Annotated in this window: 11 protein-coding genes; 2 read left to right on the top strand and 9 right to left on the bottom strand. The window is 52.3% G+C overall.

What is annotated here, in order from left to right; genetic code table 11:
• Position 1 precedes the first annotated feature (1 nt).
• Together JWZ98_RS20800 and JWZ98_RS20795 are read right to left on the bottom strand one after the other, a co-directional pair.
• Positions 2-727 carry an SDR family oxidoreductase gene (locus JWZ98_RS20800; RefSeq protein WP_205451587.1) on the bottom strand — a complete coding sequence of 242 codons (726 nt, stop codon included), beginning with the start codon at positions 725-727 and terminating at the stop codon, positions 2-4.
• Positions 728-756: 29 nt separating this feature from the next.
• On the bottom strand, positions 757-1,500 hold the full coding sequence (locus JWZ98_RS20795) for an SDR family oxidoreductase (RefSeq protein WP_205451586.1): 744 nt from the start codon (positions 1,498-1,500) through the stop codon (positions 757-759).
• A gap of 186 nt (positions 1,501-1,686) precedes the next feature.
• Here JWZ98_RS20795 and JWZ98_RS20790 point away from each other — a divergent pair, with 186 nt between their 5' ends.
• Complete coding sequence (locus tag JWZ98_RS20790) at positions 1,687-2,193, top strand: TlpA disulfide reductase family protein (RefSeq protein WP_205451585.1); 507 nt, start codon at positions 1,687-1,689, stop codon at positions 2,191-2,193.
• Here the strand turns inward: JWZ98_RS20790 and JWZ98_RS20785 are convergent.
• The 7 genes from JWZ98_RS20785 to JWZ98_RS20755 form a co-directional block, all read right to left on the bottom strand.
• Positions 2,183-2,848 carry a sulfite exporter TauE/SafE family protein gene (locus JWZ98_RS20785; RefSeq protein WP_205451584.1) on the bottom strand — a complete coding sequence of 222 codons (666 nt, stop codon included), beginning with the start codon at positions 2,846-2,848 and terminating at the stop codon, positions 2,183-2,185. The genes JWZ98_RS20790 and JWZ98_RS20785 overlap by 11 nt on opposite strands.
• A gap of 2 nt (positions 2,849-2,850) precedes the next feature.
• Positions 2,851-3,888, bottom strand: a complete 1,038-nt coding sequence (locus JWZ98_RS20780) for a 4Fe-4S binding protein (RefSeq protein WP_205451583.1) — start codon at positions 3,886-3,888, stop codon at positions 2,851-2,853.
• Positions 3,885-4,661 (bottom strand): hypothetical protein, encoded by a 777-nt coding sequence (locus JWZ98_RS20775; RefSeq protein WP_205451582.1) that lies wholly within the window; start codon positions 4,659-4,661, stop codon positions 3,885-3,887. Before JWZ98_RS20775 ends, JWZ98_RS20780 begins: the two co-directional genes overlap by 4 nt.
• Positions 4,662-4,669: 8 nt before the next feature.
• Positions 4,670-6,634 (bottom strand): TonB-dependent receptor, encoded by a 1,965-nt coding sequence (locus JWZ98_RS20770; RefSeq protein WP_205451581.1) that lies wholly within the window; start codon positions 6,632-6,634, stop codon positions 4,670-4,672.
• A gap of 456 nt (positions 6,635-7,090) precedes the next feature.
• Complete coding sequence (locus tag JWZ98_RS20765) at positions 7,091-8,488, bottom strand: ATP-binding protein (protein ID WP_205451580.1); 1,398 nt, start codon at positions 8,486-8,488, stop codon at positions 7,091-7,093.
• Positions 8,488-9,147 carry a response regulator gene (locus JWZ98_RS20760; protein ID WP_033158182.1) on the bottom strand — a complete coding sequence of 220 codons (660 nt, stop codon included), beginning with the start codon at positions 9,145-9,147 and terminating at the stop codon, positions 8,488-8,490. The genes JWZ98_RS20765 and JWZ98_RS20760 overlap by 1 nt, the downstream gene beginning before the upstream one ends.
• A 135-nt stretch (positions 9,148-9,282) precedes the next feature.
• Positions 9,283-10,515: an NADP-dependent isocitrate dehydrogenase gene (locus JWZ98_RS20755; protein WP_033158181.1), complete on the bottom strand. Its 1,233-nt coding sequence runs from the start codon at positions 10,513-10,515 to the stop codon at positions 9,283-9,285.
• 291 nt (positions 10,516-10,806) lie between these two features.
• On the opposite strand from JWZ98_RS20755, the gene JWZ98_RS20750 reads away from it, so the two are divergent.
• Entirely contained in the window at positions 10,807-12,564 is a 1,758-nt protein-coding gene (locus JWZ98_RS20750) for a GMC oxidoreductase (protein ID WP_033158180.1), read from the top strand.
• The last annotated feature ends 9 nt before the right edge of the window (positions 12,565-12,573 follow it).

Raw genomic sequence — 12,573 nt, 5'->3', positions numbered from 1 at the left:
TTTAATCGCTGTGCAAGTCTGCAAAAAATTCGGCCCAATCGCTGATCGGCTCTTCATTACGGTCACGGGAAATTTCAAAGGTTTTCCGATAGGCAGCCGGTTGTTTCAGCGCAGCAACACAGACCCGTGCCACGTCGTCTCGGGCAATACCTTCCCCGCGTTGATAGTCGCCTTGCGTCACGAGCATGCCGAATTGCCCTCCCTCTTCATCCAGCAAACGACCGGGACGCACCAAAGTGTAAGGAATGCCACTGGATTGAACGGCTTGCTCAGCTTGCTTTTTCCACAACAAAATCGGACGATTTTTGACCGATTCGGCGTACACCGAATCACTCAAACCTGCGGTCGAAACCAAGATGATCTGCTGTATGCCGACTTGCTGAGCGGCTTTGACTAGATGCTGCGTACCTTCGTAATCGACATAACGCGCACTATTGGGATCGTCTTCATCCTGACTCCGTGCACCGACCGCAGAAATAATATGCGTGACCCCTTGCACGGCCTGAGTGACGGCTTGCGAATCACGAATGTCGCCGATATGGATTTCCAAGCCGGCTGTCGAGCCGAACAAGCGTTGTGCTTTGTCAGCATCGCGAGCAAAAATCCGCACCGACTCTCCTTGTTGCAGCAAATGATGCACGATGCGTTGCCCGGTGCCGCCGGTGGCACCGGCAACCAGAATTTTATCGGCACTGGCTGTCAGACTGGTTACCCATAATCCGAGCATGAGCCATTTGCTTAAACCGGTACGCAGGCTCATTCTTTGTCCGGCTCCACGCCAGCAAATAAAGCCGACCAATCGCTAACATCGCCGGTTTGATCCGTGTTGGTCAGCTCAAAGGTTTTACCTTGTGCGGCGGGGTTGAACAATGCCTTGACGCACGCTAATGCTACATCGGCCCGATTAACGGTACCTTGTCCCGCTTTATCGGCAGCCGTTAGCCGAATGCCCCGTGTCCCGGCCGCATCGTCTTTCAATCCGCCAGGGCGAATAATGGTGTACGGAACACCGCTTTTTCTAAGGGCTTCCTCGCCTAGGTATTTCCAGATCAGCACATTATTGAAGCGTCGATTTAAAGGGTGTTGCAAATTGCTGATGCCCATTGAAGACACCAGCACCATATGCTGAACACCGGCAGCTTTGGCGGCTAAAGCCAGATTTTTGTTACCCGCGTAATCAACAAATTCCGGGCCGTTATCACCGAACCAATCACCGCCCGAGCCTATTGCCGAGACCACTGCCGTCGCGCCGACTAACGCACGTTGTAAACTGGCCGGGTCTTTAACATCCGCTATCGCGGTTTCCACACCATCCCCCAGAGTTTCCTTGGCTTTGTTGGCATCGCGCACCAGGGCCCGCACTTTAACTCCCTGTCCCTGAAGCTGTTGCACGACATGCACACCCGTGCGCCCAGTGGCCCCGGCCACTACCACAAGCTGATCCGCATAAGCGACTTGCAGCCCAAGTAAACCCAGCAAAATCATCCATCCTTTGTTCATTATGTACACCTCGTTAAAAAATCAATCCATCAAAAAACTGCACACTCAATCATTATGCGCAAACAGCGCTGAAAACCCTTTAAACTACCCGTATTGCCACATCGAAGGCCAACACGGCGCAATGCCCGTTGGTTATCGCGCCCTAGCTGCTGCCGTTCACGCTAAACCTTTATTTTCCGACCCATCATGAAATTTTGGCTCCCCCATCTGTTATTTGCAGCCGTGTTGAGTTCGGCGGTCTGGCTCTATAGTCAGTCGCATCGGCCAGTCGAGCGGATTGAGTCCGTGCGTTATACCAATCTACAAGGCGAACCCCAAAGCCTGGAGCAATGGCGAGGACGTTGGTTGTTGATTAATTTCTGGGCGACTTGGTGTCAGCCCTGTCGCAGCGAAATTCCGTATTTCAATCGGCGTTTTGCGCAAACCGATCCCCAGCAGTTGGCGATCTTGGGATTTGCGGTGGACACCCCGGAAAACGTCAGCCAGTTTATGCAAACCACTGCGATTGATTACCCGCAATGGGTGGATGAACGCGGCATGGACCTGGCCTTTAAATTGGGTAACCAGCGTCAAGGTCTGCCTTTCACCGTATTGGTCAATCCTCAAGGCAAAGTCGTTACGCGGCATTTAGGTGCTTTAAGTGAAGCAGATTTAGACCGCTTGCTAGCAAAATTGCCCCAAGCTAAGGGGTAATCCAGCCCATCCAGGTACCGACGCCCATCAGCAACATCATCCCAGCGCTGGCGTATTCCAGATGCGGACGCCAGCGTCCCCAGTTGGCGCGCAGTTCGCTGGCAAAATGCGCAACGCCGATGCTGAAAATCAAGGTCGGCAAAATCACCGCCCCCGCACCAAACGCCAAGCCCAGCCCCAAGCCCGATAGTGCACTCCCTGCAGTGGCTGCCGCGAGTAACAAGGCGCTTAAAGGTGCACAAGGATTAAAGGCCATGCCCAGACCCATTACAAATAAGCCCGTACCCAAACCAAAGCGGCGATTGGGTGTTTGGCGGGTGGTGGCGCAAGGCTTGTGCGCACCCCGTTTGGCGCGAAACAGCGAAATCGCCACCCAAAAGGTGGCAAGCCCCAGCAGCCAACGCAAACCGGTTTGTTGCAAGGTATCGGCCAATAAGTCACCCAATACCCCTGCCAATAAACCCGCGCAGGCATACCCCACCAGTCGTCCCACCGAGAACGGTGTGACTCGGCGCCAGGCCTGTTTTAAACCGCCGGATTCCGTGGCGAAAAACACCGGCCCCAAATACGGCAAACAGGCGATATTGCAGGCTCCGGCACCATAAGTAAAACCCAGGATAAACGCGGCACTCAAGCTTAGGCTGGTCGGTTCCATGACTATTGAGTCTCTTGTGCTGCTTTAGGTTTGCGGTGCAGGTTGGCCAAGGAAATCGTTTCCCATTGTTTCTGGCTTTGTTTGCGGCGTTTGAAGTAATCGCTGGACGAAGAAAAAACCGGCAAGCCGGCGTAACGCAATTGCAATACTTTATCGTCCGGGCAAAACTCCACACAACGACCACACAGCGTGCAATCCGGATACGTAATGTCGTATTTGTGCATTTCAGTATGGATTTCCCGAATATCCATCGGGCAGGCATTGGCGCATAAACCGCACTTATCACAACGTGGCGTGGCGTTTTTTACCAAGCGCAATAAACCGACTTTACGAAAAATGGCTTGCAGGGCCAGCATGGGACAAATCCGGCAGAACGGCTGGCGCACCGTCAACCCCAGTGAGATCATCAAACCAAACAAAAACACGCCCACAATGGATAGACCGGTCAAACTGGCGCTGGCCGAATCCACATACAGTTGATCGGTGCTGCCGGTCATCAAGGTAGTCATGATGCGGCTTGGGCAGACCGCGCAAAACGGCGCGCCCCAGGCTTCATCGACATAACCGGCGGCGGCCAGCAACGGAAAGCCAAACACCAGCAGCGACAGCATCAACCACTTAACGGGCCGAATTTTATCGACGGTACTGTCGGTTAAGCTTTGCTTGCCCTGCAAACCCAATTTTTGGCCGACAATGCTCAGCATGTCCTGGAAGAACCCCAATGGACACACCCAGCCACAAAACGCTTTGCTAAACAGCACAAACAACACCACAAAGGTGCCCAGGGTAATGGCAATGGGCAGTAAGGCCATCCACAGCGGCATTTGTCCGGCAAACACCCGTTCCAACCCATGATGAATCTGGTGTTGCAACGGCACCAAGGCGCAATAATCGGCACTTAACGGATCGTAAGCACAACTTAATGCCGGCAAGGCTTTGCTGAGTTTGTCGGTGGTATAGGGGCCTAACCAGTAGCCGCCATACACCATCAGAAAAAACAACGCCCCTTGCACAGTTTTACGCATAACCGACAGATTCATGACACAGCACTCGCATATTTTTTGACTTTTAACGGCTTGTTGGACAAACGTCTGTTTAACCAAAACCCCACCAAAACACCCAAACCGGCCAAACCCGCCCCCCAAGGCACAGACTGCCAATGCAGCGGCGAGACGTAATAATCGCCTTTGAGTGTGGAGCGATAGCGTTGGTCGTTGGTACTCAATTCGGTGCTAATCGCAAACTCGGCGGGAGGATTGGCCATTTGTCCCGGTTGAACCGCACTAAAGTCGTCCGGCAATTCAAACGCCACGCGTCCTTGTTGATCGGTCGTGCCACTGAGTTGACTGCCGTTTTGTGAACGAAATTGCACAGCTTGATTCGGCACGGGTTGACCCTGGAAGCGCACTTTAAAGCGCCAGGTTTTGCCACTGAAGTAGCGGGCATGCTCGGCGGGATGCGGATCAGGTTCGATTTCCAACACGGTTTTCTGCAAGCCGAATAAGGCTTGAGGCTTGGCTTTCATCGGGCGACCGTTTTTATAGCTGTAGCGCACTTCGGCTTCTAACAGGCCGGGCTGCGGTTTTTCTAAGACCAATGCGTAATAGCCTTCAAAGCCCAGTTTGGGCAATTCCAGCTTTTCCAAAACCTGACTGCTTAAATCCGGCAAGTAATAACGAATCACACTGGGTTCGCTTAAATACGTGGCATGCTGATTGCCCCCGTGATGTTGCATATCATGCGCTTTGGGGGCTTCCTCGGCCCAGGCAGCCACAGCGCTCAGCACGCCGATGAAAATAAACCAATACGGCATGTCGCCTCCTAGTAACTGACGTTAAAGCCGGTGTAATAAAAACGGCCACCTGGGTCATTGGGAGTGCCTTGCAAGCCCATGACATAGGGCGTGACCCGATTAAATACGTTATCGACACCCACAAAGGCGGTCAGCCATTGGGTGGCGGCATAATCCAGCTTGGCATCAAACTCATGGTGGTAAGCGGACTCACGCACCCGATTGGCATTGTTGCCGACATAGCCGTCATAAAATCGGCCATTAAGTGATAAATCCACTTGCGGATGGAGATGAAAGGTATTTTGAAAGCGAAACGCATGACGGGATCGGTCTATCAGGCGCTCATGAGTTTGCGTATCTTCGGCGTCCAGATATTCGTAAGAGGCGAATAAGTTGTAATACTCCTTAACACCCAAGTTAAAAATGATTTCGGCGCCACGTACCTTGGCCTGCCCGGTATTGAAGCTATTAAAATCTGAGAATATTACTGTGCCCACCGTGCGATTACCGGTATTTATAGACTGGATTAAATCCTCGTACCAGGTGACGTGACCGATCGCTTCCAAGCTGCCGTAAACATTGTTTTGGTCAAAACTGTATTTGGCGGCGGTTTCCAGGGTTTCAGACGTTTCCGGCCTTAAGTTTGGGTTGCCGCTAATCGTTGACACACTGGTAAACGGACCTCGTCGGCTGGTACGGACAAAGGTGGGAAACATATTGACAAACTCTGGCGCTTTAAAAGCAGAACCATAGCCAACCCGAAAATTAAAATCGCCTGGCGACCAGGATAAACTGGCTCGAGGATTGAGTGCGTCGCCGAAATCGCTAAAGGTATCGTAACGCACACCCGCCACCAATTTCACATCACGGACAATGTCCCAATCGATCTGCGATAGCGCGTGAAACACATGGCGCGTTTGGGCGCCGGGAAAGCGGTTACGATCAAACGTCGATATGTATAAATCCTGAAACCGTCCACCAGTACCTAAGGTGACTGTCAAGTTATCGGCGGCAAACCAGTTTAAAAAGCCTTCAATTTGGCCTAATTCAAATTTGGTTTTTTCAATATCCGTGGGATCCTGAGCATTCCGCCCGACATTTGCCAGGGTTTGACCGTAAGTACCCAGCAAACGTGCATTGCCCCAGTCATAGACATCATCGTAGGTTAGGCTGATTTGTTTGCGGTCTTCGTTCTCAACATTACGGGCTCGATTAAATGCCGTACCCGTGTCGTTTTGTTCCATCAACTCGCCCGTCCAGCGCAGTTTGCGCTGCGGCGTGAAGTCATAAGAGCCGGCGTAATTCACGTAGTAGCGATCGATATCTTTGAGCGTTGTCGTGGGAACGCTGGTATCCACTCGTAAATCGTTTTTATTAAACACTTCAGCAGAAAAGCGATTTTTTAGACCATGAAAATCGCCGGTCGAAACACCCGCCCGCTCAATAAAGGTGTCGCGCTGACCTCGTTCCGCCTGCCCCCAGGTAAAACTGCCGGTGGCACCAAATTGCTCGCCCGGCGCCTTGGTAATGATGTTAATCACCCCACCGATTGAATCAGCACCGTATAACGCCGACATCGGGCCGCGAATAATCTCGATCTGCCGGATATTTTCGATGCTCAAACCCGTCAAGTCGGAAGTGCCGAACTTACCGGTTCTCCGCAAGCCATCCACCAAAATCAAGGTCTGGTTATTCGATGAACCGCGCAGGTTAATCCGTGAGTTAGTGCCGGAATCGGCCACAAACCCGGTACCGGCAGCATATTGCAAAATCTGCGGCAAGGTTCGTAGCGAAAGGCTTTTTAACCGTTGCGGGGTGATGACTTCGACACTGGCTTGTACGTCTTTGACCGCCAGACTGCGTCCCGGCGTGGCGGTAACAACCATAGTATCCAGCTCTGCGATCGGTGTACTATGGTCCTGCTCGTTAGTTTGAGCGGACACTTCGCTGACCAGAATGGCTAACAGCCAAGCAAAATGCGCCTTATTATTCATTATTCTGCCCTACTCAAATTTAAAAGTTAGCTTTAGAACGACACGTGGCACTCGCAACGATTGGCGTCGAACGTGTAAGTGAGCTAATTTTGTGCCGAGCGAATAAATTGAATAAAAATCAAATAGTAATATTAATTTTGGCGATTCTAGAATCGGGGGAAAACAGGTGATTTCACACGGTCATATAGTGTCGGTTGTGTGATTTGCCTGATTGGATTGGCTCTGACAAGAGGCTAAAAAATGATTATCTAGCTGGATTGAGATTGTCAGGGATAACGGATGTTAGATACGGCGATCTATCTGCACATCATCCGCGTATTGATTTTTAACAAATGCGCGGTTCGAAATTCTCACTGAAAGGTTTTTACACTGAGTCATTCGTCGACTTTGCCCCCAAGCGCCTCCTGACAAAGTAGAGCATGCTATCGGCGTTCGGAGTTTTGCACCCTAAGCCAATTAAGCCAATAACGCCACTTGCACCCGAGCCTGCAAGCCACCCAATTCTGATTTGGCAAAATTAATATCCGCCGCATGCAAAGCCACAATGCGCTGTACGATGGACAAGCCCAAGCCGCTGCCTTCAACACTATTGGCGGTTTCCACGCAACGGTAAAAGCGCTGCGTGATGCGCTGATAATCGTCGTCGGCAACACCGGGACCGCTGTCGTCCACGGTCAACTGCAAACGCTTGTTTTCGCGGCGACAAGCTACTTTGATATGCCCTTCAATCGGCGAATATTTAATAGCGTTATCGATCAAGTTGCGTAACAACACTTGAAATAACTGAGGATTGGCGACGATCACTAGAGCCGGCTCTCCTTGCAATTCAATATCGATACGCTTCTCGCGGGCGGCGTGATCCAAATCGGAAATCACCTCTATCAAGGCTTCGTTAACATCAACAGACTGCTTGGCAATCCCGGCCTGCTGATGCTGCACTCGCGACAAGGTCAGCAATTGTTGCACCGTATGCGTCATCCGCGATACCGCTTGCTGGGCTTTTTGCAAAGCCTGATCGCGCATCTGCGTATCGGTGGTTTTTTGCGCCACTTGAATTTGCGTCAACAGACCGGCCAATGGCGTGCGCAGTTCGTGGGAAGCGTCGGAGGTAAAATTGCGCTCGTTTGCAAAAGCTTGTTCCAGCATCGCAAACAAGCTATTGATTTGCGTGACAACAGGCAATACCTCGTCCGGCAGATTATCCACCGACAGCGGTTGCAGAAAGCCGGCTGCCCGGCTGGCCAATTGCTCCTTGACCTGGTTGACCGGCGACAAGGTGCGGCTGACGATCCACCAGATCATTACGCCCAATATCGGCAATGCGATCAAAAAACCAATCACTTGCTGGCCGGCGATGCCTTCCACCAATTCCCGGCGAATATCGTCGCGTTGACCGACATGAATCACATAATTGCCGTTTTCGGTACTCAGGCTAAATACATGCCAAAGCTGACCATCCAGCATGGTTTCGCTGTAGCCGTTTCGCGTCAAGGATAAGGCAAATTCCGGCGCGCTTTCCGAGCGCAACACCAGCCCCTCTTTCACTGAGCGTAATTGAAAGGCAATTTTGCGTTCGTATTTGTGGCCGAGGATGGGCGTGTCGAACAGTTCTGGAGCTTTGTCGCGCTCCCAGAGTTTGGTCAGTGCACGTTGCCGGACCATATTCTCGACAAAGGCGTGTACCACCCGTGCCGATTGAGCTAATTCAGCGTTGAACAGTTCGGTGACTTCGTCGCGGGTTTGTTTGTAACTGAAGTAGGCGGTAACGCCCCAAACCAGCAACAGCGAGGTTAGGAGCGACAGCAGCAGCTGCTTTTTCAGGGAGCGTGGCGCCAGACGAAAATGTTTGGCCATCAGTTCTCGTCGATGATGTAACCGACCCCGCGGATGGTGCGAATCAGATTGCTATCCAGTTTTTTACGCAGATGGTGAATATGCACTTCCACCGCATTGCTTTCCACTTCCGAGCCCCAGGCGTAGAGCGACTCTTCCAGACGAGCCCGGGAAATAACTTGGCCGATATGTCCCATTAGGTAACTCAGCACTTCAAATTCTTTTTGCGCCAGATCAACCGGCTTGCCGTTGAAATACACCTGGTGCGCGGCGGGATCGATGGTAACGCCTTTATGTTCGATCACTGGCAGGCTATGACCATCGTGGCGGCGGGCCAATGCGCGTAAGCGCGCACAAATTTCCGCTAGGTCGAACGGTTTGGTGACAAAGTCGTCGGCGCCATTGTCCAGACCGGCCACCCGTTCGGCGACGCCTTCGCGGGCGGTTAAGACCAAAACCGGGGTGCTGTCCTTGCGCCGGCGCAGGTTCTTCAACACGCTCATTCCGTCCATGCGCGGCAAGTTCAAGTCCAACACCACCAGATCATAGTGGTTCAACTTCAGCGCCTCGTCGGCCTGCGCGCCGTCGATTAACCAATCCACCGCATAACCTTCCAGCGTCAAGCCGGCTTTTAAACCATCACCAAGGATGGCGTCATCTTCTACCAATAATAAGCGCATGATGTTTGTGTACCTATGGGCTGAGTGATTAACTTAGCCTGGATTGTAGCAATGATTTCTCAGTGTTCTGTGAGCGAGTAAGCAACTTAAAAGTTCGCTGGGATTGCAACTAAAACCCAGCGAACGGCAAAAGCCTCATGACGCCGAAAGGCTGCGTTCCAGATTGGCTCGCAAAGCTTCCAGAAAATCCTCGGTCGTTAAATAATGCGAGTCGTTTAAATCATCGCCGTAGATACACAAGGCCAAATCCTTGGTCATTTGCCCGGCCTCGACGGTATCGACACAGACCTTTTCCAAGGTTTCGCAGAAGTTGATCAACTCGGCGTTGCCGTCCAGTTTGCCGCGAAACGCCAAACCGCGCGTCCAGGCAAAAATCGAGGCAATCGGATTGGTCGAGGTCTTCTTACCCTGTTGATGCATGCGGTAATGGCGGGTAACGGTGCCGTGAGCTGCTTCGGCTTCCATGGTTTTGCCATCTGGCGTGACTAAGGTGGAGGTCATCAAACCCAGTGAACCAAAACCTTGGGCCACCGTGTCGGATTGCACATCGCCATCGTAGTTTTTGCAGGCCCAAACGAAGGCGCCGTTCCATTTCAAGGCTGAAGCCACCATGTCGTCGATCAGTTTATGTTCGTAGACAATGCCTTTGGCTTCGTATAAGGCTTTGTATTCCGCTTGGTAGATTTCTTCGAAGATGTCTTTGAAGCGGCCATCGTATTTTTTCAGGATGGTGTTTTTGGTGGAAAGATACAGCGGCCAGCCTCGATCCAAGGCCACATTGAAACAGCTGCGAGCGAAACCAGCGATGGACTCGTCGGTGTTGTACATCGCCAACGCGACGCCGTCGCCTTCGAAATGATAGACCTCAAAGCTTTGCTCCGGGCCGCCGCCGTCCGGCATGAAGCTGATTTTTAGCTTGCCTTTGCCTTTGGTGACGAAATCGGTGGCTCGGTACTGGTCGCCAAACGCATGCCGGCCGATGCAGATCGGCTGGGTCCAATTCGGCACCAAGCGCGGCACGTTTTTGCAAATGATCGGTTCGCGGAACACGGTGCCGTCCAGGATGTTGCGAATGGTGCCGTTCGGTGATTTGTACATTTTTTTCAATCCAAACTCTGCCACCCGCGCTTCGTCCGGGGTGATGGTTGCGCATTTGATGCCAACGCCGTGCTTTTGAATGGCGTGGGCCGCATCGATGGTGACTTGGTCGTCGGTAGCATCGCGCTGCTCGATACCTAAGTCGTAATAATCGATTTGCAGATCTAGGTAAGGCAGAATCAATTTGTCTTTAATGAAATGCCAGATGATGCGGGTCATTTCATCGCCGTCGATCTCCACCACCGGATTTTTGACGGATATTTTCTTCATAACGGCTCCTCACCTATCGCTAAAAGAGGCCTTCAGTATAGCCTGCCTACCCCTGAAGCACGGAATGTTTAACGGCTTGCTCGGCTCTGTCTGCAGCGCGTCTCGCATTAATCGAATCACGGCAAAAACTAGGCTATACTGCCCAGGCAGCGTCTACGCATGCTGCCGTAAGACATTGTTCTGTACAGGGTTTTAGCAATAGCCTTTACCCGGCAACACCGTTTTTCTTCAACATCCGATAGCAGGACAATGAGCCAATAATAATAAAAAATCATTCTTGAGGAGGTGTAAATGGCTAGTCAGCACTTCGATTACGAAGCGATAGTCATCGGTAGCGGTTTCGGCGGTTCCATCAGCTTTTGCCGGCTCGCGCAGAAGTGGGGTTCCAAAGTCTTGCTGTTGGAACGCGGCAGGCATTATCCAATGGGCTCTTTCGCCCGCTCGCCCAAACAAATTTCCGACAGTTTTTGGAGCGTGGAAGGCGAGGCGATAGACCGACCACGCCACATTCAAAACAAAAATCTGCGCGGCTTGTTTGACGTCCGCAATTACAAAAAAATGGATGCAGTGATTTCGGCGGGCCTGGGCGGCGGCTCGTTGATTTACGCCAACGTCTTCCTCGAACCGCCCGAACAGGTCTTCGAGCAGGGCTGGCCGACCGGTCTGGATAAAGCCACCCTGGCCCCGTATTATCAAGTTGCCAAACAAGTATTGGGCGCTCGCCCGGTGCCATCCTGGCAAACTGACGACCGCAGAAAAATCGTCCGCACCGAACTGTTTCAAGAGTTTGCCGCCCACGAAAACCGCAGCAGCAAGCTGGCCGACATCTGCGTGTTCTTTGGTAACGATTACAACTATAACGCTTCGGATTCGCCAATCCCCATCGGTTTGCAGGAAAAAAACCGTTACGGCGCCACGCAAACCTCGTGTACCTATTGCGGAGAATGCGATATCGGCTGTAACACTCACTCGAAAAACACGCTGGATCTGAACTACATTCACGCTGGCCAACACCAGCATGGCGGCCAGGTATTTACCGACTGCCAAGCCGAAAATATCATCCCGCTCAATCAGCATGGTGACGACGACAGCTCCGCCAGCGGCGAATTCGGTTATCGGGTTGAATTTCAAAACTTTGCCACGGGAAAACTGGAAAGCCTGAAAACCCGCCGCGTCGTGGTGTCGGCAGGCACCTTCGGCAGCAACGAGCTATTGCTGCGCTGCCGCGATGTGCATCACAGCCTGCCCAAACTTAGCGAGCAACTGGGACGCTGGTTCTCCGGCAACGGCGACTTTTTATCGTTCGCGATTGAAGGCAAAAAAGACGCCGACCCCAACTACGGCCCGGTAATCACCCAATACACCGATTACAACCTGTTCGACCGCTTCAACAGACAGCAAGCCTTCGTGCTGGAAGACGCTTCTTATCCGGCTTCACTGGCCTGGTATATCGAAGGCGTTTTCCCGACCAGCACTTTACGCAAACTGATTCGCGCCGTGAAAGCGTTAATCGAGTGGCTGAAGAAATACGTGAGCAACGGCGTCTGGAACGGCACGTTGGGGTTCTCGCTACACGAAATATTAAAGGACGATTTATCTTCCAAATCCGTGGTGATGTTGTGCATGGGCCTGGATCATGGCGACGGCACGCTGACCTTGAACAAGACCGGACACATTGATCTGGATTGGCCGCAAGATACCAGCATGAGCTTGTATCAAGCCATTCTCGCGACTGGCGAACGCTTCAAAAAATTTGTCAAATCCGACTGGTTTTTCCCGTTGCCGACCTGGGACTTACCGATCCGTCATAACGTGACCGTGCATCCTTTAGGCGGCTGCATCCTGGCCGACTCGCCGGACAAAGGCGTGGTCAGCGGCCATCCCGAGCAGCGCGGCCAAGCCTTCGGTTATCAGGGCTTGTATGTGGTGGACGGCTCGATCTTGCCGAGCGCAGTCGGTGCCAATCCGGTAGCGACCATTTCCGCGACCGCGGAATGGATTGCGGAAGGCATCACCGGCATCAAACCCGATGCCAGCCTGGGCGTGTAAACCCAATTC

The organism is Methylomonas sp. EFPC1 (genome assembly GCF_016925515.1).
Lineage (GTDB): Bacteria > Pseudomonadota > Gammaproteobacteria > Methylococcales > Methylomonadaceae > Methylomonas > Methylomonas defluvii.
The sequence above is the reverse complement of the archived record's forward strand: the minus strand, read 5'-3'. Positions and strand labels throughout refer to the sequence as shown.

Excerpts from the sequence above, each read along its gene's own strand:
- JWZ98_RS20760 (WP_033158182.1), bottom strand. The coding sequence starts at position 9,147 with ATGCGCTTATTATTGGTAGAAGATGACGCCATCCTTGGTGATGGTTTA.
- JWZ98_RS20770 (WP_205451581.1), bottom strand. The coding sequence starts at position 6,634 with ATGAATAATAAGGCGCATTTTGCTTGGCTGTTAGCCATTCTGGTCAGC.
- JWZ98_RS20790 (WP_205451585.1), top strand. The coding sequence starts at position 1,687 with ATGAAATTTTGGCTCCCCCATCTGTTATTTGCAGCCGTGTTGAGTTCG.
- JWZ98_RS20780 (WP_205451583.1), bottom strand. The coding sequence starts at position 3,888 with ATGAATCTGTCGGTTATGCGTAAAACTGTGCAAGGGGCGTTGTTTTTT.
- JWZ98_RS20800 (WP_205451587.1), bottom strand. The coding sequence starts at position 727 with ATGCTCGGATTATGGGTAACCAGTCTGACAGCCAGTGCCGATAAAATT.
- JWZ98_RS20785 (WP_205451584.1), bottom strand. The coding sequence starts at position 2,848 with ATGGAACCGACCAGCCTAAGCTTGAGTGCCGCGTTTATCCTGGGTTTT.
- JWZ98_RS20775 (WP_205451582.1), bottom strand. The coding sequence starts at position 4,661 with ATGCCGTATTGGTTTATTTTCATCGGCGTGCTGAGCGCTGTGGCTGCC.
- JWZ98_RS20750 (WP_033158180.1), top strand. The coding sequence starts at position 10,807 with ATGGCTAGTCAGCACTTCGATTACGAAGCGATAGTCATCGGTAGCGGT.
- JWZ98_RS20795 (WP_205451586.1), bottom strand. The coding sequence starts at position 1,500 with ATGAACAAAGGATGGATGATTTTGCTGGGTTTACTTGGGCTGCAAGTC.
- JWZ98_RS20755 (WP_033158181.1), bottom strand. The coding sequence starts at position 10,515 with ATGAAGAAAATATCCGTCAAAAATCCGGTGGTGGAGATCGACGGCGAT.
- JWZ98_RS20765 (WP_205451580.1), bottom strand. The coding sequence starts at position 8,488 with ATGGCCAAACATTTTCGTCTGGCGCCACGCTCCCTGAAAAAGCAGCTG.